This window comes from Pseudoalteromonas carrageenovora IAM 12662, assembly GCF_900239935.1.
In the GTDB taxonomy this organism is placed as follows: domain Bacteria; phylum Pseudomonadota; class Gammaproteobacteria; order Enterobacterales; family Alteromonadaceae; genus Pseudoalteromonas; species Pseudoalteromonas carrageenovora.
Window position 1 is genome coordinate 321,699 of sequence record NZ_LT965928.1, and the last position, 25,636, is coordinate 347,334.

Below are 25,636 nucleotides of genomic sequence, written 5' to 3' on the forward strand. Positions count from 1 at the left end.
AATAACTCATATTACCTTATACCCAATGTATTTAACACATGATCATCTTTATCGAATTAATTAAGGCAATTGCTTTGCCTGCTGTGGTGGTTACGTTAAAATTGCGCGTCTTTTAAATCTCTTTGGTCGTTATGAAACTCAATCCTAAACAAGATGAAGCAGTAAAATATATTAGTGGTCCATGCTTAGTTTTAGCTGGCGCAGGCTCTGGTAAAACCCGTGTTATAACAAATAAAATTGCTTACTTGGTACAACAATGTGAATACAAAGCGCGAAATATTGCAGCTGTAACGTTTACAAATAAAGCCGCTAAAGAGATGCGTGAGCGCGTGTTACAAACGCTTAATAAGCAAGAGGCAAAAGGATTATGGGTATCGACGTTTCATACCTTAGGCCTTGAAATAATAAAAAAAGAGTTAAAAACGTTAGGCTTTAAAGAGGGCTTTTCGTTATTTGATGATCAAGACACTAACCAGCTTTTAAACGATTTAACTGAAGACGAATTAAAAAACGATAAAGACTTACTCAAGCTATTAAAAATGCAAATAGGCAATTGGAAAAATGAACTCATTTTACCAGAGCAAGCAGTGCGTGAGGCACGCGATGCACAGCAGTCTTTATTTGCACAGTTATATGCGCGTTATCAAATTCAGCTGCGCGCCTATAACGCATTAGATTTTGATGATCTTATCATGATCCCAACGTTATTACTTACCAATAACGAGACTTCTCGAGAGCGATGGCAGCAACGCTTTAAGTACTTGCTGGTGGATGAGTATCAAGATACCAATACCAGCCAATATCAGCTTGTTAAGCTACTTGTTGGTGAGCGCGCACGTTTTACTGTGGTAGGTGATGATGACCAATCTATTTACTCATGGCGTGGTGCAAGGCCGCAAAACTTAATCCTTTTAAGTAAAGACTACCCTGGCCTTAGACTCATAAAGCTTGAGCAAAACTATCGTAGTGCACAACGAATTCTTAAATCGGCAAATATACTTATTGCAAATAACCCACACGATATTGAAAAGAAATTATTTAGTGAGTTAGGTTACGGCGAACCCATTAAAGTAATTGGTTGTCGTGATGAAGAGCATGAGTCGGAGCGTGTAGTTGCAGAGATCATATCTCATAAGTTTATGAAACGAACGAGCTATAAAGATTACGCTATTTTGTATCGCGGGAATCATCAGGCTCGTGGTTTTGAAAAATCATTAATGAGCAACCGTATTCCCTATAAAATAAGCGGTGGAATGTCGTTTTTCTCTCGCTCAGAAATCAAAGATATTATGGCGTATCTACGTTTGCTAGTTAACCAGGATGACGATAACGCATTTTTACGCATTGTTAATACGCCGCGTCGTGAAATAGGCACGGTAACCCTTGAAAAGTTAGGAACGCTTGCAAACGAAAAACACCAAAGTTTATTTGCAACCTGTTTTGATAACGACTTAGGCTATAGACTTAAAGGCCGTGGCTTAAATGCGCTTTCGGGATTTGCTCGCTGGGTAGTAGAGCTATCTGACAATGCAGTGCGCAGCGATACACTAGAAGCCGTCAAAGATTTAGTTCGTAACATAAACTACGAAGCTTACCTGTATGAGTCATCACCGAGTGCAAAAGCGGCTGAAATGCGAATGAAGAACGTTTCTGAATTGTATCGATGGATCACCGATATGCTCACCGGCGATGCTGATAACGAGCCGATGACGCTCGCTGAAGTTGTAAGTAAGCTAACCCTTCGCGATATGCTTGAGCGCAACGAAGAAGAAGATGAGTCAGATGCAGTGCAACTACTTACTCTACATGCATCAAAAGGCTTAGAGTATCCGTATGTGTTTATAGTTGGCATGGAAGAGGGGCTTTTACCACACCAAGTCAGTATTGATGAAGATAACGTAGATGAAGAGCGCCGCCTAGCGTATGTAGGTATTACTCGAGCGCAGCAAGAGTTGACACTAACGTATGCAAAAATACGTCGTCAATTTGGAGAAACATCGCAAACGGAGCTAAGCCGGTTTGTACAAGAGTTACCGCAAGACGATTTAGCATTTGAGAACAAAAAAGCGCCCAACACTCAAGCTGAACGAATGGAAAAAGGCCAAGCTCGTGTTGCAAACTTACGGGCTATGCTTAAAAAGCCAGAGTAGCTTAACTTAGCTGTGACTGAGACACCGCAGATATGCCTTGTGCATGTGTGAGCGTGTGTTGCTTACCTACAAAAAAGGCTAGTCCGTGCTTATCTAATAGGGCTCTAAAATTAAGTATAGATGGGCCTTTAGCAATTACTTTCATATTCTTAAGTTTGGTAATTGCTAGTACACCTTGTAGCTGTAAATCAACGCTATCTTGTTGTAAAACACGTTTACTAAATGTGGAGCTAAGCAGTAAGTAATCGAAATTTATATCGGTTAGTAAGTTTAGCTCGCATCTATCTTTAGCAAAGTTATTCAGCCCAATAGAAAACCCTAACTGAGGTAGCTTTTTAAGGTTTTCTATTTGTGTTGCACTAGCATGGCGAATTTCTTGCTCATCAAATAACAAGCAAAGCTGGCTTAAGCCTTGTTGTTTATTTAATACATCGGTAAAAACAATAAACTCTAACTGTTCAAGTAAATTACTTGAACATGGCACTAGTGCCATTGCTACATTGGCACTGAGTGCTTGTGAATAGGCCTGCTGCAACAATTCTAATTCAACTTGTACATGCTGATCTTTATCTGTTGCAAACTTTTTCAAAATATCAAAACTAGTGCAACCTAAGACGGGGTGTTCGCCAAAGGCTTCAAATAAAGACTCTGATTGAAATTGCTCATTGAGCGTAATAATTTCGCTACTTCTAAAATGCATTGGCAGTAGGTCTAGATGATGAAGTGTCTGCGATTCTTGTGTAGGAATTGATTGAGTTAATAATGGATGAAACAGCTCGTAGCGGTCACGACCTGAATTTTTAGCATAATACATGGCGGCATCAGCATCACGGATAATTTCATCGGTGTGAATATATTGTGGTTGTGAAAAGGTCACACCAATACTTGCGCCACTTTGTATACACGTACCTTTGCTACAAAATGGTTTTTTCATTATATCAATAATACGATTAGCAACGTCTTCAGCTTGCTGTGGCTCAGTTAAGTGGGTTAATAAAATAACAAACTCATCGCCACCTAAGCGCGCTAGTAAATCGTGTTCACGTATACAATGCGCAAATAAATCACCTACGCTTATTAAAAATTGATCGCCAGCTTGGTGTCCTAACTGATCGTTTATATTTTTAAATTTATCTAAATCAATAAATAAAACTGCAAAATGATGATCGGGAAAACGCTGATAGTGCTGCAGTGTTTTCTCTAGTTGCGTTAAAAATAAGCTGCGGTTAGGTAAGCCGGTTAACGAGTCGTGATGAGCATCGTGATAAAGTTGTTGCTCAATTTTTTTACGTTCATCTATTTGCATCTGTAAGTGCAGATTAGCTTGCTGAAGCTCTTTTGTTTTTTCGCTAACTCTAAACTCAAGCTCTTGGTGACTTTTTTCAATCGCTTGATTGGCAAGCTTGGTTTGTAAAACAGCAGCAATTTGATGCGATACAAAGGTAATTAGTTCACAATCGTCTTGGCTAAAAATATGTTTATTATTATATGCTTGGCAAACTATTAAGCCTATTACACCTTGTGATGTTTTAAGAGGAGCACCTAGCCAACTCGTTGCTTTTTGCTCTAAAGGTACAGGGGCTGAGCGCTGTACAACGCCGCTTTTTAATAGCTCCTTAGCTCTACAAGGGTGTATGAGCTGCGTTTGCTCAGTGCTAATTACTAACTCGCTATAACCTTTAGCAAAACGTCGAGGCTTTGCTACATCTCTAAACTCATCAGCGTAATAGGGAAAGTCTATCCAACCGCTTTCTTTGTTATATAGCGCGATATATAAATTGTCGGCATAGGTAATGGTTTTTATTATTTGATGTATTTGAACGTAAGCGTCATCAAGGTTTTTTGCTTGTGTGGCAAGTTCAGAAATTTTAAATAATATTTGTTGTCGTTGTAGCGCGCGCTTTCTCTGCTCTACTTCAATATTCAATGCATCATTACTTTGCGTAAGTGCACGGGTACGAATTTTTACTTCTGATTCAAGTAACTCACGTTTTTTTACACGCTCAATTGCCGTTGCTAAATAAAGTGACATAACTTCTAAGAGCTGTATTTGCCCAGAGCTATACCCTTGTTGGGTATCGTAGCTTTGTGCGGCAAGTACGCCAATAATATTTTTTTCTTGATAAACCGGAACGCCTACCCAATGCTCCGCAGGTGTACCTAATGCTTTAAATAAGCCATTTTCTGCGGCTTGTTGCATTTGTTTTTTTGTAAAATAAGCGGTTTTACCTTGCTTAAATACATAACCCGTAGCCCCCTCATCAAAACTATTTGATTGGTTGAGCGCTACAGCAATACCGTCTTTCTCATCTGAAAAATAAGATAGTTCCAATGAGTTGTTATACGAATTAGAAAGCACGACATAAAAGCTTTTACTCGGTACATATTTTTGCAATATATCGTGGATGGCAGGATAAAGTAGGGTTAGCTCGGCAACAGTACTCGCTTGCTCTGATAATTGTATCAGAGCACTTTGTAGATGGTGAGATTGCTTGTACTTTTCTAATAGCGCTTTGAGCTTTTTATTTTGGTGCGCTAATTTACTCGGTACATTGGGTTTATCTTCCAATGACGTTGACCGACTGTTTTTATTGTATAGTTATTGCTCTTATAATTTCACTTTTAAGGGGACGGGTCAAGTAGCTATTGTGGTAAAAATGCGGCTAAAAGCGTTAAAAAGGCATTAAAAAAGGCCTACCTAGGGTAAGCCTTTTTACATAACTAAATATGTTTACTTAGATGTCATGAAATCGATAGCAGCGCTAATCTCGTCATCAGAACAATCCATACAAGTACCTTTAGGAGGCATTGCATTAAAACCATTAAGTGCATGCTCAAGTAAAGTGTCTTTACCTTTAGCTATACGTGGAGCCCAATCATCAGCTGATTTAGGCGCACCTAATGCACCAGTACCATGACATGCAAAACAAGCACCTTGGTATACTTGCTCACCTGAACGTGGGCCTGTTGGCTCAGCAGCAACAGCTGCTTTGTCGCCTTCAAGGTATACAGCACCAACCGGCGCGAGACGTTTTTTAATTGCATCTTCAGTCATAGACTTATCATATGGCTGTGCGTATGCGGTGGTTGCTAGCATTACTAATACTGCAGCTGTTAGTTTTTTCATTTTGCCTTGCTCACTTCGATTTGAACGTGATCAATCACGATTATAGATGACGGAAATTAAACCGATTATAACTCTCTGAAGCAATTTATAAAACGCTAAGAGACTATTTTATTAATAAAACTGGCTAATTTTTGCGTTAACGCAATAAAATTTAAAAATTAACGTTACTTTGCAAAGTAAATAAACAAAGTTAATTAGCTACATTACAAGCGGTCACTTTAAATTAGTCCAACGACAATACGCAGCGTACAAGCTTTGCGATCCCTGCATCGGCTTCAACAAGCGATTGCGCAAGCATATAAGCAGGAGTGGTTACTAATTTATTTGGCTGATCAATTACAATATCATCAACTGCACAGTTTACATGCTTAGCGCCAAGTGATGTTAATGCATTTGCTGTGTCTTCATCAGTGCCGATAGTAAGTGAAGCACCTTCATAAATAAAGGGGATCAAAGCTGGAGCTATACACATATAACCAGCCGGTTTTTTTGCTTTTGCAAATGCTTTACCTGCTTCAAGTACTTCAGTGTTGATAGTGGCATTTGTACCGTTAATAGCAAAGTCACATAAGTTTTTTGCCGCTCCAAAACCACCCGGAACAATTAGCGCATCAAATTGTTGTACGTCTAATTCTTTCAGCGCTTTTATATCGCCTCTGGCAATACGTGCAGATTCTACAAGTACATTACGAGTTTCGGGCATTTCTTCACCCGTTATATGGTTTAAAGTGTGATGCTGTGTTATATCTGGTGCAAAGCACTGATAACTAGCATCATTTTTAGCTATGTGCAAAAGGCTAAGTACGGCTTCATTAATTTCGCTACCATCAAAAACACCAGACCCTGCTAAAATTACGGCTACTTTTTTCATGCTTTTGTGCTCCTTAAATCATTTTTATAAGTCGATTGGATGAAGTCTAACATGCCCAAAATTTCTCGCTAAAATAAATTTTTAGTATAAAAAGCATTCGCTGCGCAAGCTATTTTGCGGTTTATGCCATTTGCGATCACTTCGCCTTTAAAAAAATTATAAAGGATCGCTATGATCTTTGATCCATTATGCTAGAATACTCCTCCGGTTATTTAAATGGATACAAATAATCAAAGTGACTAACAGCGGATGTAACAGTTAGAAAACCTTTTTCCACATTGGTTTAAAATAATAAAAAAAGAACCTCGTATTATCTTTTTTAAACAAAAACAAACAGTTAAAGTATTTTCTAAGCATTTTATATTGCTTCGGAAGAATAGATTGTGGCTGTTATCTACATACTTATCCACAGCTTGCTCTAATTTATATACCACGACGGATGATAATTCACAGTCGTTTTATTTACTGCCTTATGGCATGCTTACAATTACCTTAATTTTTTGTATTTAGGATCCAAATTCACCATGGCTCAGATCCCCGAAAACCCACTAATTTTAGTTGATGGCTCTTCATATTTATTTCGTGCTTATCATTCTCCGCCGCATTTGACTAATTCAAAAGGCGAGGCTACCGGGGCTATTTACGGTGTGATCAACATGCTTAAAAGCCTAATCAGACAATATGATCCGTCGCACATGGTAGTGGTGTTTGATGCCAAAGGTAAAACCTTTCGTAATGATATGTATAGCGAGTATAAAGCTAACCGCCCGCCTATGCCGGACGACTTACGCACGCAAATAGCACCAATACACAGCATTATTAAAGCAATGGGTTTTCCGCTTATTAGCATTGAAGGTGTTGAAGCCGATGATGTAATTGGGACCTTTGCACGCATAGCATCAGAGCAAAAACGTCATGTACTCGTTTCAACGGGTGATAAAGATATGGCTCAGCTTGTAAATGAGCATGTAACACTTATTAATACCATGACCGACAGTATTTCAGACCCACAAACCGTAGTAGAAAAATTCGGTGTAGGCCCTGAGCTAATTATCGATTATTTAGCATTGATGGGTGACAAGGTTGATAACATACCGGGTGTTGAAGGATGCGGTCCTAAAACAGCTGTTAAGTGGCTTCAAAAATACGGATCGCTTCAAGGTGTAATGGATAACGCTGGTGACATTAAAGGTAAAATTGGTGAAAAGTTAGCAACGGCGCTTGATCACCTGCCTTTAAGTTATGAGCTTGCAACAATAAAATGTGATGTTGAGGTTGAATCTGATCTTGATACCTTTAAGCTCCAAGAGCCAAATAAAGATGAGTTAATTGCATTATATGGTGAATGCGAATTTCGTCGTTGGTTAGCAGAATTATTGGATGATCCTAAAACCGCAGATACACATATAGATGTGCCTACTGAGGCAAATGAGCTGCCAAAAGTAGAAGATGCACATTACGAAACTATTTTAACCGAATCACAATTTGATACGCTTATTGAGCAGTTAAATAGTGCTGATTTATTTGCGTTTGATACCGAAACAACCAGCCTTGATTATATGCAAGCGCAGTTAGTCGGTATGAGCTTTTCAGTAAAAGCGGGTGAAGCAGCTTACTTACCTGTTGCGCACGACTACCCAGGAGCACCTGAGCAATTAAGCCTTGAGTTTGTAATGCAAAAACTTGGGCCAATTTTAGCTGATGCAAATAAAGCCAAAGTAGGACAAAATCTTAAGTACGATAAAAGTGTGCTGGCTAATGCCGGTTATGAACTTAACGGTATTAAGTTTGACACTATGCTTGAGTCGTACGTATTTAATAGCGTAGGCACACGCCATGACATGGATTCATTAGCACTTAAATACCTAGGCCATAAAAATATTAGCTTTGAAGATATTGCTGGCAAAGGTAAAAAGCAGCTTACCTTTAACCAAATTGAGCTTGAACAAGCCGCACCTTATGCTGCTGAAGATGCGGATATAACTCTGCGTTTACACGAAGTGCTGTGGCCTAAATTAGCGGCAGATGAAAAGCTAAAATCGGTATTTGAAGAAATAGAAATGCCTTTGGTAAATGTTATTTCGGATATAGAACGCACAGGTGTAGCAATTGATAGCAACATGCTTGCAGTGCACAGCCAACGCTTAGGTGAACGTTTACTTGAACTTGAAAAAGAAGCATATGAAATAGCGGGCGAACCATTTAACTTAAGCTCACCAAAACAATTACAAGTTCTATTATTTGAAAAGCTTGAGCTGCCAGTTATTAAAAAAACGCCTAAAGGTGCGCCTTCAACGGCTGAAGAAGTACTGCAAGAGCTTGCCCATGATTATCCATTACCAAAAGTAATTATTGAACATCGTGGATTATCTAAGCTTAAATCAACGTATACCGACAAATTACCGTTAATGGTCAATGAGAAAACGCAACGTGTGCATACGTCTTATCATCAAGCGGTTACAGCAACAGGGCGTTTAAGCTCAACCGATCCTAACTTACAAAATATACCAATTCGCTCTGAAGAGGGACGCCGTATTCGTGAAGCCTTTATAGCCGCAGAAGGTTATAAAATTGTAGCTGCCGATTACAGCCAAATTGAGCTGCGTATTATGGCGCACTTATCGCAAGATAAAGGCCTACTTAATGCCTTTGCAAACGGTTTAGATGTTCACAGTGCAACTGCTGCTGAAGTATTTGGTGTTGAGCTTGATGATGTAACCACAGATATGCGCCGTAAAGCTAAAGCAGTAAACTTTGGTTTAATTTATGGAATGTCAGCCTTTGGTTTAGCGCGTCAGCTTGATGTGCCACGTCACGAAGCGCAGCACTATATTGATAAATACTTTGAGCGTTTCCCTGGTGTACTTGAATACATGGAAACAACCCGCGAAAAAGCCGCTGAAAATGGGTATGTAGAAACTATTTTTGGTCGTCGCCTGCATTTACCAGAAATCAATGCGCGCAATGGCGCTCGACGCAAAGGTGCTGAACGTGCAGCAATTAATGCACCAATGCAAGGCACAGCGGCAGACATTATTAAAAAAGCAATGTTAAGTGTACATAGCTGGGTAAGCGAGCAGGCACCAAATACGATTAAGTTACTTATGCAAGTTCACGATGAACTGGTATTTGAGATTAAAACGGATTGTGCACAAGCGTACACAAAACAAATTTGTGAACTCATGTCGCAAGCAGCCACACTTGATGTGCCTTTAATCGTAGAAGCCGATGAAGGTGAAAACTGGGAACAAGCTCACTAATACTTAATTATTTATTTACTTTAAAGCGCCACTAGGCGCTTTTTTTATGACTGTAAAAAACTAGCGCAATAATGCTTTAGGCTTTTGCTGTGAACAAGGTTTAGTTAAAAGTAGGTTAATTTAAGCAACTATTTGTATTAAATAGTTATATGTTCGTCAATTCGAACTGTTTTTGAGGAATATCATTGTATTTTTATGCGCTCTTTTGTTAAAGTCCCGCCCGTCCTCATCCTGTAGGACATCCTGTTGATGATGCATCTGAAAGGGTGCAACAAATTGATAGCTTCTCCCCAGTTTGCTATACCGGCCTGCCATATTTTTGGTGGGCCGTTTTTTATTCTGCTCCTAAAAAATCAGCTTTATTAATTTTGCTTATCGCGTTATCCATTCGTTACTTTGAGGTGGTTTGGGTACATCGCAGGTGATACCATCAAAGTGCTATTATTTTTAATTTCTATTATTTCCATTATTTTTATTACTAAGGAGTGCGTTATGTTTAAAGCATTAGCTATTGCAGGTTTTTCTTTATCAAGTTTAGTCATTTCTAATGTTGCGCAGGCTGATTGGCAGCTTGTTAATGATAAAAGCCAATTGAGCTTCGTATCAATTAAAAAAGATTCAGTTGCTGAGGCTCATCACTTTACCAACCTCGAGGGCATGCTTACAGATAGTGGTAAGTTTAGCGTAAATGTCGACTTAAGCTCTGCAGAAACGCTTATCCCAATCCGTAATGAGCGTTTAGCTAAACTATTATTTGAAGCGAGTAAATTTCCAAATGCTGTTTTAAGTGCTGATTTAGCTAAAGAACTTAGTAGTGTCAAAAAGCCAGGCCAGCATGTGCTTAAAGGTATTAATGCTGAACTAGATTTTCATGGAAACAAAAAACCATTCAAAATTGATGTGTTAGTAACTAGCTCACAAAACGGTGACTTAAGCGTTTCATCTTTCACCCCGATTATTATTAATAGCGATGATTTTGGCGTAACTGAAGGTGTTAAGCAGCTACAAAAATTAGCGGGTTTACCGTCAATAGCGACAGCTGTACCAGTTACATTTGCACTAACACTTAAAAAACAGTGATCTCTCTTGCACAGCTTAGTAAGCAATTAAGCGAGCCAAGCAAACCGTTTAACAGCTGGCAGCCAACTCATTGTGGTGAGCTGCCAATTGTTATTGATGAGCAAGGGCAATGGTTTTACGATGGCAGTGAGATAACTCGCATTGCTATGGTGAAGCTATTCGCCAGTGTTTTATGTAAAGAAGGCACGCAGTTTTACTTAAAAACCCCAGTCGAAAAAATAGCGATAGAAGTGCAAGATGCGCCATTTATAATTGTGGATTGGCGTTTTGAAAATACAGCACAAGGAAACGTTTTGTGTTGTATAGATAATATAGCGAGGCAATGGCTCATAAGTGCTAAGCAGCCATTAACTATACAAAACTATAAAGGTATAACAGTGCCTTATTTACAGCTGCCGTATGGTTGCTGTGCACGTATAAGTAGAAATGTATTTTACCAGTGGGCTGAAATAGCCGCAGTAGATGAGCGCGGCTATTATGTAAAATCAGCAGGAGAAAAGTTTTATCTTTCTTAGCAATTAAGCGTTAGAGTCAGTTTCTTCACTTTGCTTATCTTGTGGTGGGATTGCTACAACGGGACCTAAGTACCATTCATCTAGCTTTTTAGCGACTTCAGGCAAGCCTGTGCCTTTAAGCGATGAAAACGCATGTACAGTAATGTCACCGTCAAGCTGACTTAACTCACGACGCACTTGTAGTACCTGTGCCTTACGCGCACCTTGCTTAAGCTTGTCTGCTTTTGTTAAAAGGGCAAGTACTGGTATTTCGCTACCTATAGCCCAGTTAATTAAATCTTTATCTAAGTCTTTTAATGGATGGCGAATATCCATTAATACCACGATACCTTTTAAGCTTTGGCGTTTTTGTAGGTATTCACCTAACGACTTTTGCCATTTCTTTTTCATTTCAATTGGTACTTTCGCAAAACCATACCCAGGTAAATCGATTAAGCGCATGTCATCAACATCAGCAAGTTCAAAAGTATTGATTAGCTGAGTACGCCCTGGTGTTTTACTGGTACGTGCTAGCTTTTGGTCTGTAAGCGCATTAAGGGCACTTGACTTACCAGCATTAGAGCGACCAGCAAACGCGACTTCAATTCCCGTATCAGCAGGTAATTTAGTAATGTCTGGAGCGCTTGTTACGAAAGACGCAGTATTATATTTGATACGAGATTTGAGCACAGGCTCTCCTAAAACTTAAAAATGGTCATGTTGAGTAAACTAAATTCACTCAGGGCGCGTATTTTATACTATAAAGGATGTATTAAAAAGCGTATTTAAACACCTTAAAGCAGCACAAATGGCACATTAAAAGACACTTAAAGCTTAATCTAGGTCAAAACCCTATAATTTATAAGCTTAATATGAGTAGAAAACGTGCCAGAGAATTTTTTATCGTGTAGAATACATGTATTACAACTATCTATATTGTAGATGATACAGGGTCGGAAACAGAGAATTCACCATGAAAAAAATAGCACTATCTTTAACAATATTGCTTGGTGCGTTGTCAGCAAGCAACGCAACAGCATTCGATGGCGATGTAAACGCAGGTAAAGAAAAATCAGCAACGTGTGCGGCTTGTCACGGCCCAGATGGTAATGCGCCGGTTAATATCTACCCTAAGCTTGCAGGTCAACATCCAGATTATATCCTTAAGCAACTTCAGGATTTAAAATTAGGTATGACTTCTGGCGGTAAAGAAGGTCGTATGGATCCGGTTATGAGCGCTATGGCTATGCCACTTAGCGAGCAAGACATGAAAGATTTAGCTGCTTATTTCTCTTCACTGAATATGTCTGAAGGTTCAACACCTAAAGATGTGGTTGAAGTTGGTAAAATGCTTTTCAAAGCGGGCGACGCGGAACGTGGAATTCCATCATGTGCAGCATGTCATGGCCCTCGTGGTAATGGTTCATCGTTAGCTAAGTTTCCTAAAATTTCTTTTCAACATCCAGAATACATCAAGGCTCAACTTGAAAAATTCCGCGATGGCACTCGTAGTAATGACCTAAACGGCATGATGGGCGATATAGCTAAGAAATTAACAGATAAAGACATCGAAGTGCTTTCTCAGTACTTAGGTGGTTTACACTAAAGTCGTATTTATTTAGCCGTCACTAGTAAATACACTGTAATGTGTTGAAAAAGCAGCTTAGGCTGCTTTTTTTTGTTTTTTAATTTACCGATATTACCCACCTCTGATGTGAGACATTGTCCATATCCATCTGTAAGAAAAGTCTTCTTTTAAATTATCACTTTAACTTAACCTTCTGAATTTTAAGGGTTGTTGTACATGTTAATGTAATAATTATAATAAAAGTTATATAAACCAGTTGTAACAAAATTATTAACGAGTAAATTAACCACTGTCGCAAAACAACAATAACAAAATGGATTATGCTAAAGGAAAATGGCGCGACACGACTACATAGCACAAGATGTTGCTACTAAAGGAAATAATAAAAAAGTGTCAGGATGACCGAGAATAATAAAAAACTCATGGAAGTTTAATAATAAAAACAAAAGGGAATGTTACAGGGAAGGTATTAATAATAACAAAACGGACTGATAATAATAAAAATAATAAAGACTAAAAAAAGTCGAAGGGAGAAGTGTCCAGATAATGGCGCTCAGATTAGCAGGCGGTAGAGATGTTTTCTCTACCGCCTTTTTATTTGTCCTGTTACAATACCCACCGTTTAAAATTAGCGATTAATTAGCTAAGGCGCTTTTGAAAGAGTAACCCAACCTCTATAGCGTAAACTGAATTCTTCTGGCTAGGCCAGCACTGCGATGCCCATTAAGTTGCGCCTCGCTCAAAACCTCTTAAGTGAGATGATCAAGATATGAGTAGAACTAAAAAGTCACGCAAAAGCCCATCAAATGGACCCGTTCGTTTAAGCCAAGACAAGCTTAAAGAAATGCGCGCATTAAAAGAGCAGCGAGTTAAAAAAACCAAAGGTGCTAAGCCAGGTTCTCGTAACGCTCCAGAGCTATTAGATGATGATAGCCAAAAAGGTGGTTATACGCCCAAAGATAAGCGTGTAGGCAGTAAAAAAGCAGTGCCATTAATTGCTACAGCACCTGAACCTAAAGTTGAAATGAAACGTAACTTAAAACCTACGGTTGAACTTAAAAAGGTTACTGAGCCTGAGATAACGCCAGAACAAGAGCTTGAAGCACTTGAGAATGATGAGCGCTTACTTAAATTAGTCGAGCGCCATGAAAAAGGTGAAATGCTAACAGGTAAAGATGCTAAGTACTTTAATAGCCGTATTGCTCGCCATCAGGCTTTATGTAAAATCCTTGGTATTGAAGATGAAGACGAGTTTGAAGATGATTTCGAAGATGACTTTGCAAGTGAAGGCAACTCTGACTTCGATCAATACTTATCTGACGATTTAGCCAATGAATGGCTAGACGAAGACGACAAATAGTAAGGGCAAATAATGAGTACAGCGTTGATCATAGCCTTATTTGTAGGTGCTGCGATTATTGCTGGCTTAGCATTTTATGCGGGTCAGTTGCTTTATAAGTTAAGTGCACAAAAAAAGCTAATTGCAAAAACTCAAGCTGAGCAGCAAAAAAAGCTTAAAAAGTCGCGTTTAGAGCGTAATGCTAAATTGGCCGACAGCATTCATTTAATTGCTCGTGCAATGAACGAAGAGCAGTGTGAGTTTTCTGAAGGGTGTTTGCGTATTTGGGTACTTATGTCTCAATACGCGTTTGAAGATGAGCGTGATTTAACTGTTGAGTACCCAGGCATTTTTGAAATGTACGAAGTAGTTAAAGAAATGCCAACGCATGATGCTCGTAAAAAATACTCTAAAAAAGAGATTTTTAAACAAGACACAGCTCGTTGGCGCGCAGAAGAAAAGCTTAATGACGCTATAAAAGCTGATTGCGCAAAAATTATTGTAGAGTTTAAAGCGGCTCCTGGCAGCGATAAAGTCGTGTTTAATTAAGTGCTATTGATAATATAAAAAGCAGACCTAGGTCTGCTTTTTTTGTGCCGATGTATTTATTACCTAAAGTTCAGGCTAAATCACTCTGGAAAATCGCGTTGCGTTAATTTGTTTTTGTAAGTGAGTATCGAAGCACATGCAAATTATACGTATAAATAAATTGCCGCGCGGCGTTACTTTAATCGTATTGTTATTGATTGTTACCATGGCATCATCTATTAGCGGTATAAGTGCAGTCAGAGCATCTGCAAAGTAACTATTAAATTCAATACCATGCTTATTGGCAAACTCTTCTGTATTAAGCTCAAACTGGCAAATAAGCTGTTTAATAGCATCAGCACGTATTATGTCATCAGTATTTAAATGCAGCCCTTTATTAATCGCACAGCCGTTTTGTGTTTCGGTTGCATGATAATATTGCTTTAGCTCTTTTTGATTTTGCAAAATAGCACTGCCAATTTGTGAAATAGACGATACACCTAAGCCCAGTAAATCACAGTTACCATGTGTGGTGTAACCCTGAAAGTTACGGTGTAGCTTAGCTTCGTTTTGTGCAGTTGCTAGCTCGTTTTCGGGGCGAGCAAAATGATCCATGCCAATAAATTGATATCCTGCTTGAGTCATTTGTTCAAGAGTGTTTTTGAACATAGTCAGTTTGTCATGCGCGCTAGGCAAATCTGCATCTTTAATTTTACGCTGTGCAGCGAAGCGCTCCGGCAAATGAGCGTAATTAAATACCGATACACGGTCAGGGTTTAACGCAATTAATTGCTCAATAGTATGCTTAAAGCTTTGAGGTGTTTGTAGTGGAAGCCCATAAATCATATCTGCATTAATTGATTTAAAACCAAGCTCGCGCGCTTGAGTAATTAGCTGCTTAACTTTACTGGCTTGTTGTGGGCGATTTACAGCAAGTTGTACCTCATCATTAAAATCTTGAATACCAAACGATACGCGGTTAAAGCCTAACACGCGCAAATCAACGAGCATGTTGTCGCTAAGCGAGCGTGGGTCTATCTCTATTCCACGCTCAGTTGTATGAGTAAAATCAAAATGCTGCTCTAATAAAGTCACTAAGCGAGTCATTTGCTTGGTATTTAAAAAAGTAGGAGTTCCACCACCTAAATGCAATTGCTCTACGGTGTAGTGTTTAAATAGGGGAGCTTGGGCTTTAATCTCTTTTGCAAGGTAATCTAGATACACATCTGCTTTTGATTGATGACGAGTAATAATTTTATTACAGCCGCAGTAATAACAAAGTTGGCTACAAAACGGAATATGTATATACAAAGATAGTGAACGACTAGATGATGACTCAACGGCGCTTAGCAAGTCTTGCTGGTTGTAACCTTCACTAAGAGAAAGTGCCGTAGGGTAAGAGGTGTAGCGAGGACCAGAGACATTATATTTGTTTATTAGGGAATCATCCCATTTTGGAAGTTCTATCATCACGCGCACCTTGTATATTAATAAGGTGCAAATTATAAAAAGTTTTGTAAGAAGAGGTTTTGATCTACAACAAAAAAAGGTGCCGCAGCACCTTTTTAATTTTTTAACGCTAGTAAGTCACTGTATGGGCATCTTTAAGATACTGAAATAACTCTTTGTAGCCTTTACCTGGTTTTTCAGCTTTAGCTTCTTTGGTCGCATTACGAACTAACTGGCGTAATTGCTGGCGGTCCAACTCAGGAAACTGCTCAATAGTTTCATTTATTAGATCATCACCTTGCTCAATTAAGTCTGCGCGAAGCTGCTCAATTTTTTTAACCAATACTTCAGCTTGGTTATTTTTATTTAGCATTACATCAATTATCGCTTTAATTTCTTCGATGTTTTCTACAGTACGAAGCGTCTTAGCAATGTAGTTTAAGTGACGACGGTAAGCATCACTTTTATTACTAATTTTATCAGCAACAACCATGGCCTCTTTTAAATCGTCATTTAATGGTAGGCGCTCACGCTGTTTTTTACCCATTTTGGCAATTTCAGAACCTAACTGATGAAACTCTTGCGCTTCGCGCTTAAGCTCCGTTCTTGATACGTATATAATTTCTTCTTCAATTTCAGCAGGCTTGCCTTTTTTCTTTGCCATGGGGTGCTCTTAAATAAAAATAACTTTTGCCATTATACGCGATTCTTTTAGTGATTAATATTAGCTGATGTGGTGCAGTGAGTGTGTTAGCATTTAACTATAAAAAATGCGTGCAATATTGCCTTAAGGCTCAGGACTTAATTTATGAAAAGCCAACAACACGATCCAATTTATTCTCAAATCTCTCAAGTAAAAGATGCCGTAGCCGAAGTGCTTGAGCATGCAAAAAAGTTGGGTGCAACAGCTGCAGAAGCTGCAATGTCGAGCACATCTGGTTTATCGGTTAGTACACGTATGGGTGAAGTAGAAACCATTGAATTTAACCAAGACGGTGGTTTAGGTATAAGTGTATATGTTGGTAATAATAAAGGCTCTGCGTCTACCGCCGATTTGAGTCCAAAAACACTGCGTACCGTTGTAGAAAAAGCGATAGATATAGCTAAATTTACATCTGATGACCCATTTAATGGTGTTGCTGATAAAGAATTACTTGAGTTTGCACCAAAAAATTTAGATTTATACCACCCGTGGGATGTAAGCCCAGAGCAAGGTATTGAGCTTTGCCATGCCGCAGAGCAAGCTGCATTAAATGCTGATGAGCGAATTGTTAATTCAGACGGTGCCAGCTTTTCATCGCACCAAGGTTTACGCGTATATGGTAACAGCCATGGCTTAATTGCAGGTTTTCCTCGTACTCGTCATAGCATTAGCACTATGGTAATAGGTAAAGAGGGCGAGCATATGCAGCGTGACTCTGCTTACACCGTTGCGCGCGATCAAGCGGGTTTAAATGATGCTGCAGCTGTTGGGCTTGAAGCCGCTGCAGAAACCCTCGCTAAACTAAACAGCCAAAAACTAGGGACTATGAAAGTGCCTGTTATTTTTAGAGCTGATATTGCCAATTCACTGTTTGGCCATTTAGTGTCGGCCATTGGTGGTGGTGCACTTTATCGTAAGTCGAGTTTTTTGCTCGACAGCCTTGGCACACAGGTATTTAGTAACTGTGTAAATATAGCTGAGCGCCCACATATTTTAAAAGGTTTAGCATCATCGCCTTTTGATAGCGAAGGGGTTAAAACGCTTGATCGTGAAATAATCCAAGGTGGCGAGTTACAAACCTATTTATTAGCAAGTTACGCTGCACGTAAAATGAATATGACGCCAACAGGCCATGCTGGCGGTATACATAACTGGTTAGTTGAACAAACCCATAATGATTTATCGGCTTTATTAAAAACCATGGGTACAGGTTTATTAGTTACTGAGCTTATGGGCCAAGGTGTAAACACTGTTACGGGTGACTACTCGCGTGGAGCAGCTGGTTTTTGGGTCGAAAACGGCCAGATTCAATACCCAGTAAGTGAAATTACTATTGCCGGAAATTTAAAAGATATGTTTAAAGGCATTAGTGCAATTGGTGGCGATATTGAGCGAAGAGGCGGTATTCAAACTGGCTCAGTACTTATAGATCAAATGCAAATAGCAGGCGCTTAATACCAATTTGCAATAATACTTAATTAAGCGAATTGGTGTAATATAAAAGCGCTCAGTTAAGCCAAACATTTACGTGCTTGGCTTAACTGAGCTTTATTTAAATTTATGGGGTGTTAAATGGCAAAAGATAGATATGCACCAAAGCCGTTAACCGACATTATGGCGGGGCTCAACAACCGCTTGTCGGCCTATGCAGGTAAAAGCCAAGCACTTGATAAACAGCAAACTCTATTAAAAGAGTTTTTAGGACCTAAGCTAAGCGAAAAGTGCAGAGTGAGTAACTACCGTGATGGTACCTTAATGATTGAGGCGGTATCGGCTTCTATCGCGCTTAAGCTTAATTATTTGAAAATGGATATGCAGTCACACTTTAGAGCTGCAGGCATGGCTGAGCTTGGGCAAATAAAAATTACTGCAAATCCGCAAGCTACTCAGCGATTAAGCGCTACTGGCAATAAAAGCCAAGCACAAAGCGCAGTTACGGGAAATTCTCGTAAAATGAGCACTCAAACCTCTGATTATTTAAATGCGATCGCTGCATCTGCACCTCCTTCTCTAAAAGAAAAATTAGAGCGCCTGGCTCTGCACGGAAAAAAATAATTTTTTTAAATTCAAATAATTTGTCATTGGTAGGGCTATTTCGTTTGCTCATCGCATTCAAAATACTTTGTTACATATTCTATTTTAATGTTTGTTTAATGGGGTTTATTATACCCACATGGCGTACTTTTATCTGAGTTCGCTCTTGATACCCATTCCATTAAGTGAAAGCGTGCTGTGAGTGCTATTACATTCCTCAAGTATTCAAGAATTTAATGGAGTTGGTATTAAATTCTAACTAACAAACGGAATAACTATGAAGAAAGTAACTATTACCGCCGCAAGTATTGCACTTGCGCTTGGCCTAGTAGGTTGCGGTGAAAAACAACAAGAAACAAAAGTCACCGAAACTGCAGCAGTCACGGCCCCTGCAGACAAAACGCTTGAGTTAGGTGTAGACCTTGCCAATATGGATGAGTCTGTACGTGCACAGGATGATTTTTACTACCACGTAAATGGTCAGTGGCTTGCTAAAACAGAGATCCCGGGCGATAAATCTAACTACGGTTCTTTTTCGCAGCTATATGACGAGTCGCAAAAAGCGATGAAAGTGGCTCTTGAAAGCGCGGCTGCTAATAACGCGGCTAAAGCGGGCAGTGACGAGCATAAAATTGGTGCTTTTTATAAAAGCTACATGAATAAAGACGCGCGTAATGAAATGGGAATTACACCACTTCAGCCTTCTTTAGATACAATTGATAGTGTTGAGTCTAAAGCTGATTTAGCTGGCCTAATGGCTAAAATTCAAAAGCAAGGTGCTAGCTTACCATTTGGTTGGTTTGTAAATAACGATGCTAAAAATTCAAGCGAATATGCCTTGTACTTATCACAATCAGGCCTTGGTTTACCGGACCGCGACTACTACTTAAAAGATGACGAAAAGTTCACTAAAATTCGTGCAGCTTATGAGCAGTACATGACCGATATTTTAGCTAAATCAGGTGTTAAAAATGCATCTGAAGCCGCTAAAAGCGTTATCGCATTTGAAAAGTCTTTAGCTGATGCGCAGTGGAGCCGAGTACAAAGCCGTGATGCAACAAAATCGTATAATAAGATGACGGTTGCCGATGCTGATAAACTAATGGGCGATTTTGATTTAGCTACGTTTTTTAAAGACGCTGGTGTGGATATACAAGAAATTATTGTGCGTCAGCCAAGCTACCTAGAAGCATTTGCCGATGTGTATAAAAACACAGACGTAACAACGTGGAAAAACTATTTAAAATTCCATTTTGTTAGTGGTTATGCACAGTTACTTAGTGACGATTTAGTTGACCTTAAATTTAACTTTTACAGCACAACATTGCGTGGTGTAGAAGAGCAAGCGCCACTTTGGAAAAAAGCCGTTGATGCTTCTAACAGTGTACTGGGTGAAATTTTAGGTAAAGTGTACGTTAAAGATAACTTCCCGCCAGAAGCGAAAGCGCGTATGGAAGAGCTAGTCGATAACGTAATTAAAGGCTACGGTGTAGCTATTGAAAACCTTGAGTGGATGAGCCCTGAAACTAAGCTTGCAGCGCAAGAAAAGCTAAACAAATTTACCCCTAAAATTGGTTACCCAGATAAGTGGAAAGACTACTCTGAGCTTACAATCAATTCAGATGAACTAGTAGGTAACTACATTCGTTACAGTGAATGGGCTTACAAAGACATGATTGCTAAATTAGGCAAGCCTGTTGATCGTTCTGAGTGGCACATGACGCCGCAAACGGTAAATGCTTATTATAATCCGGTAAACAACGAAATTGTATTTCCTGCTGCAATTTTGCAACCACCATTCTTTAATTTAGAAGCGGATGATGCTGTAAACTACGGTGCAATTGGCGCGGTAATTGGCCACGAACTAGGCCACGGTTTTGACGACCAAGGTGCTAAATACGACGGTGATGGTAACTTACGTAACTGGTGGAGCGAGACTGACCTTGCACAGTTTGAAGAGCGTACAGGTGCACTAGTGGCACAATACAACGAGTACAAACCGTTTGAAGATGCAGGTGTTAACGGCGAACTAACGCTTGGCGAAAACATTGGTGATTTAGGTGGCTTAACCGTAGCGCATAAAGCATATATGTTATCTTTAGGTGATAGCAAAGCGCCGGTAATTGATGGTTACACAGGCGATCAACGCTTCTTTATGGGCTGGTCACAAATTTGGCGCCGTAAGTATCGTGATGAAGAGTTACGTAACCGGTTAATGACAGACCCACATTCACCAAGCCACTACCGTGTAATCGGTATCTTGTCGAACATGCCTGAATTTTACGAAGCGTTTGACGTAAAAGAAGGCGACAAAATGTATATCAAACCAGAAGATCGCGTAAAAATTTGGTAATTGATATTTATTTTAATTAGCTTAACCAAAATTTAGAAAAACCAGCAAGTGTTTAGCTTGCTGGTTTTTTTTATACCAATAACATTGCTGCTATTGCATGAGGGTTTTATGCATCCAGCTTTCATTACTTAAAATGTTTTTATACAAAGCCAGTTGGTTTTGAGCACGCTCTAAATTATGCTCTGCATGAGTAGTTTTAAAGTACACATCGTTATTTAAGTAATCAGCTAAAAAACGCACGCTAAGCATTAACGGCATAATTTTAGCACCAAGCAATAAGCTTGATTGCTCTGACTTACTCATAATAGGCTTAAGCGGAGCGAGGTAGCCCTTAACGAGCGCCTCAAAAATCTCTTTACGAATAACTACCTTATCAAGGTTGGTCGAGTCTTCTGCCTCAGCGCAACAAAATGTACGTACCATGTCACCAAAATCATACAGTAAAAACCCTGACATACAGGTATCTAAATCGATAACCGCTTTTGCTTTATGCGTATTACTACAATACAGCATGTTATTTATTTTAGTGTCGTTATGGCAAACCCGAATAGGTAAGTCGGCAGCTATATCACTGAGTTCTGTAATTAAATGCTGCTGCGATAAGCAAAAGGCTATTTCGCTTTCACAGCGAATGAGACGCTTATCACTACTTGTATTTATAGCTGAATTTAATTGCTCAAAGCGCATGGCTAAGTTATGAAAATCCTCAATAACAGTGTAAAGCGATGCGGCGTCAAAATCGTGAAGGGCGCTTACAAAGGTGCCAAATGCTAAAGCAGCCTGATGTGCTTGCTCTATGGTTTTAACCACATCTTCACTAAAGCTTTGGCTAATAAAGTTAAGTACTCGGTATTGCTCGTTTTCAATACTTATTAAGTACTCATTGCTGCGTGTGCGTATGTGTTTAACAATCTCGAGCGGGTAGCTGTTACTTTGCTGTTTAGCGCATAAGTGCTGTTCAATTAATTTTGCATTATTAATGAGTTGCACAGGGTGTTTAAATACATGGGTATTGAGCTTTTGCACAATAAATTGCTGCGACGCATTACTAAGCAGCCACGTCGTATTTATGTGGCCGCTACCTATAACGCTAACCTGAGTAAGCTCAGGGTTTAGCGCTAAAAGCCCACTTAATTTATTTTGAATTAACGTATTCATTTAACCTACGCGTATCGAGCTTGTAGTTTTTCAATAATATCAGCGTTAGCCGCAGGGAAGTCGTAGTTACTAAGCTCACTAATGGCAACCCATTCGCTTGGTTGTCCTTCAGCGCCACGCGCTTCACCACTAAAATTACTAACGACATGAATATCGAGTTTTACACATTTATCGCCGTAGTCATGCTCAATCACCATTAGCTGGCTAGAGCTGTGAATTGTGATCCCCACTTCTTCTGTTAGCTCTCGCTTAAGCGCTGCAAATACGCTTTCGCCAGCCTCTACTTTGCCACCCGGAAATTCCCATAAGCCACCTTGGTGTTGCTCATCACCGCGCTTACAAATAAAAATGGCATTGTTTTTTTTAATAACACCTACGGCTACATTTACTATTTTTATTGTCATGTTTTTACTCCATAAAAAAAGCGACGCTAGCGTCGCTTTTTAATTACTTACAATGCGTAGTTATTTTAATTTACCACAACACTGTTTGAATTTTTGACCTGAACCACAAGGGCACGGATCATTACGGCCAACTTTTGGCTCTGTTCTAGCCATTACGGTTGCGCTTTGAGGTGCTTCGCCGCCTACGTGCTCAGCTTCTTCATGTTGGTATTCGCGAGGAGCATTTTCACTCTTACGGTGTTGCTCTTCTACTTTTTCAACATCTTCTTCTGCACGTACTTGTACTTTACTTAAAATGCCAACTACATCAACTTTTAAGTTTTCAAGCATTTCAGAGAACAGCTCAAACGACTCGCGTTTGTACTCTTGCTTAGGATTCTTTTGCGCGTAACCACGTAAGTGAATACCTTGGCGTAAGTGATCCATTGCAGCAAGATGATCTTTCCAGTGCTGATCAAGGCTTTGTAGCATAATCGCTTTTTCAAACTGGCGAAGTACAGAGTCGCCAACTTGTTCTTCTTTTTGCTGGTATGACTGCTCAACAGCTTGCTCAATACGTTCACGAAGTTTTTCTTCGTAAAGTTTATTGTCATCGGCTAACCACTGAGTAATTGGTAGCTCAATTAAGAAGTCTTGTTTTAATCGCTCTTCGAGGCCAGGCACATCCCACATTTCAGCAAGACTTTGTGGTGCAATGTACTGGTCAATAACACCAGCAAGTACATCACCACGGATAGCCGTGATAGTTTCTGAAATATCGCCTTCTTCAAGCAGTTCGTTACGCTGAGAGTAAACAACACGACGTTGATCGTTTGCTACATCATCGTATTCAAGTAGTTGCTTACGTACATCAAAGTTACGTGCTTCTACTTTACGTTGTGCGTTTTCAATTGCGCGGTTTACCCATGGGTGCTCAATTGCTTCGCCTCGTTGCATGCCTAGCTTACGCATCATGTTAGTCATGCGCTCGCCGGCAAATATACGCATTAGCGCATCATCCATTGATAGGTAAAAACGGCTAGAGCCGGCATCACCTTGACGACCAGAACGACCACGTAATTGGTTATCTATACGTCTCGATTCATGGCGCTCAGTACCGATGATGTGTAAACCGCCAGCATCAATTACTGCATCATGGCGAATTTTCCATGCTGCTTTAATTTCAGCAATTTGCTCATCTGTTGGATTTTCTAGTTTTTCAACTTCGCTGTTCCAGTTGCCGCCAAGCACGATATCGGTACCACGACCGGCCATGTTGGTTGCAATAGTAACAGTGCCTGGTAAACCTGCATCAGATACGATGTCAGCTTCTTGCGCGTGAAATTTAGCATTAAGTACATTGTGCTTAATTTTTTCTTTGCGTAAAAACTGTGATAAATACTCAGAGCTTTCAATTGAAATAGTACCGACAAGCACAGGCTGTCCGCGCTCTTGGCAATCTTTAATATCAATTAAAATAGCTTCGTATTTTTCTTCTTGCGTTAGGTAAACTAAATCGGCGCGATCATCACGAATCATCGGCTTATTAGTTGGCATAACTACGGTATCTAGGCCATAAATTGACTGAAACTCAAATGCTTCAGTGTCGGCTGTACCTGTCATACCTGCTAACGTTTCGTATAAACGGAAGTAGTTTTGGAAAGTGATTGAAGCAAGTGTTTGGTTTTCGTTTTGAATTTTTACGCCTTCTTTAGCTTCAACAGCTTGGTGTAAACCTTCAGACCAACGACGACCTTCCATTGAACGCCCTGTATGCTCATCGATAATAATGACTTCGTTTTCTTTAACAACGTAATCAACATCTTTTTGATAAAGCTTATGAGCGCGTAGTGCTGCATATACATGGCTTAAAAGGGTAATGCTACTTGCAGAGTAAAGCGAGTCGCCTTCTTCAATTAAGTTACGTTCAGTTAATAAGTCTTCAACTTTAATTTGGCCGCGTTCAGTTAAATGAACTTGCTTAGACTTTTCGTCAATTGTGTAATCGCCATCGCCTTCAACACCTTCTTCGTCTTCTTTTTCTTGAAGCTCTAAAAGCGGTACTATTTTGTTGATTTCGATGTAAAGCTCAGAGCTATCTTCAGCCGGACCTGAAATAATAAGTGGTGTACGCGCTTCATCGATTAGGATTGAATCCACTTCATCTACTACTGCATAAAACAATGGACGCTGTACGCGCTCATCAATGCTAAATGCCATGTTGTCACGAAGGTAGTCAAAACCAAATTCGTTATTTGTACCGTAGGTAATGTCAGCAGTATAAGCTTGCTTTTTCTGCTGTGGCATCATGCCAGGTACGTTACAGCCCACAGTTAGGCCTAAGAACTCAAATAACTCGCGGTTTGTTTCAGCATCACGTTTAGCAAGGTAGTCGTTCACGGTAATTACGTGTACGCCTTTGCCTGTTAAGCCATTTAAGTAGGCTGGAAGTGTTGCTGTTAGTGTTTTACCTTCACCGGTACGCATTTCTGCAATGCGACCTTGATGTAAAACCATACCACCTAATAGCTGTACGTCGAAGTGACGCATGCCATTTACACGCTTTGACGCTTCACGTACCACTGCAAATGCTTCTGGTAAAATGTCGTCAAGGCTTTGTCCGTTATCGTAACGTTCTCTAAACTCAGCTGTTTTAGCTCTTAAATCTTCATCAGAAAGCGCTTCTAATTGCGTTTCTAGCGCGTTAATTAGCGCGACCGTCTTTCTTAGGTTTTTAATAGTGCGGTCATTGCGACTACCAAAAATCTTGGTAAATAAATTAGATATCATGATAAAACCGTTACAATGTATTCTTTGTTAACCGAGTGTCGGCTAACCCATTTTTTACAATTGGTAATTAATATGTGCTTTTACATAACACGTAGAACATATTAATTAGCAATTTTGTATTAAAGCGCCCAAAAAGCACTGTTTATTACGTGCGCTACTATACCAGACTCTGGCAAACAACAAACTATCTCAACAAAAAGATGTGTATTTAAAACAGAAAATTTTGATCTGATGCGAAAAAATCGCTTTAACTGATTTAATTACGCTAAAAATAGCCGCAAGTTGTAAAGATATGGTGCTAAATAAATTAAAAACAAGGGGAGTAGGCG

The 25,636-nt window shown here is 39.6% G+C and carries 19 protein-coding genes; 10 read left to right on the forward strand and 9 right to left on the reverse strand.

All coding sequences use genetic code 11. The features are described 5' to 3' along the window. Positions 1 to 131: 131 nt before the first annotated feature. Positions 132 to 2,150: a DNA helicase Rep gene (gene rep, locus ALFOR1_RS01585; RefSeq protein ID WP_104641836.1), complete on the forward strand. Its 2,019-nt coding sequence runs from the start codon at positions 132 to 134 to the stop codon at positions 2,148 to 2,150. A 1-nt stretch (position 2,151) separates the two neighbouring features. Here the strand turns inward: rep and ALFOR1_RS01590 are convergent, their stop codons facing one another. The 3 genes from ALFOR1_RS01590 to elbB form a co-directional block, all read right to left on the reverse strand. Continuing rightward, on the reverse strand, positions 2,152 to 4,719 hold the full coding sequence (locus tag ALFOR1_RS01590; RefSeq protein ID WP_104641837.1) for a sensor domain-containing diguanylate cyclase: 2,568 nt from the start codon (positions 4,717 to 4,719) through the stop codon (positions 2,152 to 2,154). Positions 4,720 to 4,881: 162 nt separating this feature from the next. Next, positions 4,882 to 5,277: a c-type cytochrome gene (locus ALFOR1_RS01595; protein WP_058547646.1), complete on the reverse strand. Its 396-nt coding sequence runs from the start codon at positions 5,275 to 5,277 to the stop codon at positions 4,882 to 4,884. Between the two features lie 223 nt (positions 5,278 to 5,500). Then, on the reverse strand, positions 5,501 to 6,148 hold the full coding sequence (elbB, locus tag ALFOR1_RS01600) for an isoprenoid biosynthesis glyoxalase ElbB (protein ID WP_104641838.1): 648 nt from the start codon (positions 6,146 to 6,148) through the stop codon (positions 5,501 to 5,503). A gap of 524 nt (positions 6,149 to 6,672) precedes the next feature. On the opposite strand from elbB, the gene polA reads away from it, so the two are divergent. The 3 genes from polA (at position 6,673) to ALFOR1_RS01615 (ending at position 11,003) form a co-directional block, all read left to right on the forward strand. Then, positions 6,673 to 9,408, forward strand: a complete 2,736-nt coding sequence (gene polA, locus ALFOR1_RS01605; protein WP_104641839.1) for a DNA polymerase I — start codon at positions 6,673 to 6,675, stop codon at positions 9,406 to 9,408. 492 nt (positions 9,409 to 9,900) lie between these two features. Further along, a complete protein-coding gene (locus tag ALFOR1_RS01610) occupies positions 9,901 to 10,488 on the forward strand; it encodes a YceI family protein (RefSeq protein ID WP_104641840.1) in 588 nt (195 codons plus the stop codon). Next, positions 10,485 to 11,003, forward strand: a complete 519-nt coding sequence (locus ALFOR1_RS01615) for a DUF1285 domain-containing protein (RefSeq protein ID WP_104641841.1) — start codon at positions 10,485 to 10,487, stop codon at positions 11,001 to 11,003. Before ALFOR1_RS01610 ends, ALFOR1_RS01615 begins: the two co-directional genes overlap by 4 nt. 3 nt (positions 11,004 to 11,006) lie before the next feature. On the opposite strand, the gene yihA is transcribed toward ALFOR1_RS01615, so the two are convergent. Beyond that, positions 11,007 to 11,672 (reverse strand): ribosome biogenesis GTP-binding protein YihA/YsxC, encoded by a 666-nt coding sequence (yihA, locus tag ALFOR1_RS01620; RefSeq protein WP_058547641.1) that lies wholly within the window; start codon positions 11,670 to 11,672, stop codon positions 11,007 to 11,009. A gap of 283 nt (positions 11,673 to 11,955) precedes the next feature. On the opposite strand from yihA, the gene ALFOR1_RS01625 reads away from it, so the two are divergent. The 3 genes from ALFOR1_RS01625 (at position 11,956) to ALFOR1_RS01635 (ending at position 14,458) form a co-directional block, all read left to right on the forward strand. After that, positions 11,956 to 12,588: a c-type cytochrome gene (locus ALFOR1_RS01625; RefSeq protein ID WP_058547640.1), complete on the forward strand. Its 633-nt coding sequence runs from the start codon at positions 11,956 to 11,958 to the stop codon at positions 12,586 to 12,588. A 751-nt stretch (positions 12,589 to 13,339) separates the two neighbouring features. Continuing rightward, the gene (yihI, locus tag ALFOR1_RS01630; RefSeq protein ID WP_104641842.1) at positions 13,340 to 13,930 is read left to right on the forward strand and encodes a Der GTPase-activating protein YihI; all 591 of its coding nucleotides are present in this window, start codon (positions 13,340 to 13,342) and stop codon (positions 13,928 to 13,930) included. Positions 13,931 to 13,942: 12 nt separating this feature from the next. Beyond that, a complete protein-coding gene (locus tag ALFOR1_RS01635) occupies positions 13,943 to 14,458 on the forward strand; it encodes a DUF2489 domain-containing protein (protein ID WP_104641843.1) in 516 nt (171 codons plus the stop codon). Positions 14,459 to 14,533: 75 nt separating this feature from the next. Here the strand turns inward: ALFOR1_RS01635 and hemN are convergent, their stop codons facing one another. Together hemN and yjgA are read right to left on the reverse strand one after the other, a co-directional pair. Continuing rightward, positions 14,534 to 15,907, reverse strand: a complete 1,374-nt coding sequence (gene hemN, locus ALFOR1_RS01640; protein WP_104641844.1) for an oxygen-independent coproporphyrinogen III oxidase — start codon at positions 15,905 to 15,907, stop codon at positions 14,534 to 14,536. 109 nt (positions 15,908 to 16,016) lie between these two features. Then, positions 16,017 to 16,550 carry a ribosome biogenesis factor YjgA gene (gene yjgA, locus ALFOR1_RS01645; protein WP_058547636.1) on the reverse strand — a complete coding sequence of 178 codons (534 nt, stop codon included), beginning with the start codon at positions 16,548 to 16,550 and terminating at the stop codon, positions 16,017 to 16,019. Between the two features lie 144 nt (positions 16,551 to 16,694). On the opposite strand from yjgA, the gene pmbA reads away from it, so the two are divergent. From pmbA to ALFOR1_RS01660, 3 genes are all read left to right on the forward strand, one after another. Next, complete coding sequence (gene pmbA, locus ALFOR1_RS01650; protein ID WP_058547635.1) at positions 16,695 to 18,044, forward strand: metalloprotease PmbA; 1,350 nt, start codon at positions 16,695 to 16,697, stop codon at positions 18,042 to 18,044. Positions 18,045 to 18,161: 117 nt separating this feature from the next. Then, positions 18,162 to 18,644: a DUF721 domain-containing protein gene (locus ALFOR1_RS01655; RefSeq protein ID WP_058547634.1), complete on the forward strand. Its 483-nt coding sequence runs from the start codon at positions 18,162 to 18,164 to the stop codon at positions 18,642 to 18,644. A 256-nt stretch (positions 18,645 to 18,900) separates the two neighbouring features. Then, the gene (locus tag ALFOR1_RS01660; RefSeq protein ID WP_104641845.1) at positions 18,901 to 20,976 is read left to right on the forward strand and encodes a M13 family metallopeptidase; all 2,076 of its coding nucleotides are present in this window, start codon (positions 18,901 to 18,903) and stop codon (positions 20,974 to 20,976) included. 90 nt (positions 20,977 to 21,066) lie between these two features. Here ALFOR1_RS01660 and ALFOR1_RS01665 read toward each other — a convergent pair whose 3' ends face one another. From ALFOR1_RS01665 to secA, 3 genes are read right to left on the reverse strand one after another with little or no spacing between them, the layout of a single operon-like run. Then, positions 21,067 to 22,134 carry a phosphotransferase enzyme family protein gene (locus ALFOR1_RS01665; protein WP_104641846.1) on the reverse strand — a complete coding sequence of 356 codons (1,068 nt, stop codon included), beginning with the start codon at positions 22,132 to 22,134 and terminating at the stop codon, positions 21,067 to 21,069. 5 nt (positions 22,135 to 22,139) lie between these two features. Further along, entirely contained in the window at positions 22,140 to 22,538 is a 399-nt protein-coding gene (gene mutT, locus ALFOR1_RS01670; protein WP_104641847.1) for an 8-oxo-dGTP diphosphatase MutT, read from the reverse strand. Between the two features lie 60 nt (positions 22,539 to 22,598). Next, a complete protein-coding gene (gene secA / locus ALFOR1_RS01675) occupies positions 22,599 to 25,307 on the reverse strand; it encodes a preprotein translocase subunit SecA (protein ID WP_104641848.1) in 2,709 nt (902 codons plus the stop codon). Positions 25,308 to 25,636: the final 329 nt, after the last annotated feature.

What these genes read in the sequence shown, in the direction of transcription:
- rep (WP_104641836.1), top strand. Translation starts at nt 132, where the DNA reads ATGAAACTCAATCCTAAACAAGATGAAGCAGTAAAATATATTAGTGGT.
- ALFOR1_RS01595 (WP_058547646.1), bottom strand. Translation starts at nt 5,277, where the DNA reads ATGAAAAAACTAACAGCTGCAGTATTAGTAATGCTAGCAACCACCGCA.
- elbB (WP_104641838.1), bottom strand. Translation starts at nt 6,148, where the DNA reads ATGAAAAAAGTAGCCGTAATTTTAGCAGGGTCTGGTGTTTTTGATGGT.
- polA (WP_104641839.1), top strand. Translation starts at nt 6,673, where the DNA reads ATGGCTCAGATCCCCGAAAACCCACTAATTTTAGTTGATGGCTCTTCA.
- ALFOR1_RS01610 (WP_104641840.1), top strand. Translation starts at nt 9,901, where the DNA reads ATGTTTAAAGCATTAGCTATTGCAGGTTTTTCTTTATCAAGTTTAGTC.
- ALFOR1_RS01625 (WP_058547640.1), top strand. Translation starts at nt 11,956, where the DNA reads ATGAAAAAAATAGCACTATCTTTAACAATATTGCTTGGTGCGTTGTCA.
- yihI (WP_104641842.1), top strand. Translation starts at nt 13,340, where the DNA reads ATGAGTAGAACTAAAAAGTCACGCAAAAGCCCATCAAATGGACCCGTT.
- ALFOR1_RS01635 (WP_104641843.1), top strand. Translation starts at nt 13,943, where the DNA reads ATGAGTACAGCGTTGATCATAGCCTTATTTGTAGGTGCTGCGATTATT.
- hemN (WP_104641844.1), bottom strand. Translation starts at nt 15,907, where the DNA reads ATGATAGAACTTCCAAAATGGGATGATTCCCTAATAAACAAATATAAT.
- yjgA (WP_058547636.1), bottom strand. Translation starts at nt 16,550, where the DNA reads ATGGCAAAGAAAAAAGGCAAGCCTGCTGAAATTGAAGAAGAAATTATA.
- pmbA (WP_058547635.1), top strand. Translation starts at nt 16,695, where the DNA reads ATGAAAAGCCAACAACACGATCCAATTTATTCTCAAATCTCTCAAGTA.
- ALFOR1_RS01655 (WP_058547634.1), top strand. Translation starts at nt 18,162, where the DNA reads ATGGCAAAAGATAGATATGCACCAAAGCCGTTAACCGACATTATGGCG.
- ALFOR1_RS01660 (WP_104641845.1), top strand. Translation starts at nt 18,901, where the DNA reads ATGAAGAAAGTAACTATTACCGCCGCAAGTATTGCACTTGCGCTTGGC.
- ALFOR1_RS01665 (WP_104641846.1), bottom strand. Translation starts at nt 22,134, where the DNA reads ATGAATACGTTAATTCAAAATAAATTAAGTGGGCTTTTAGCGCTAAAC.
- mutT (WP_104641847.1), bottom strand. Translation starts at nt 22,538, where the DNA reads ATGACAATAAAAATAGTAAATGTAGCCGTAGGTGTTATTAAAAAAAAC.
- secA (WP_104641848.1), bottom strand. Translation starts at nt 25,307, where the DNA reads ATGATATCTAATTTATTTACCAAGATTTTTGGTAGTCGCAATGACCGC.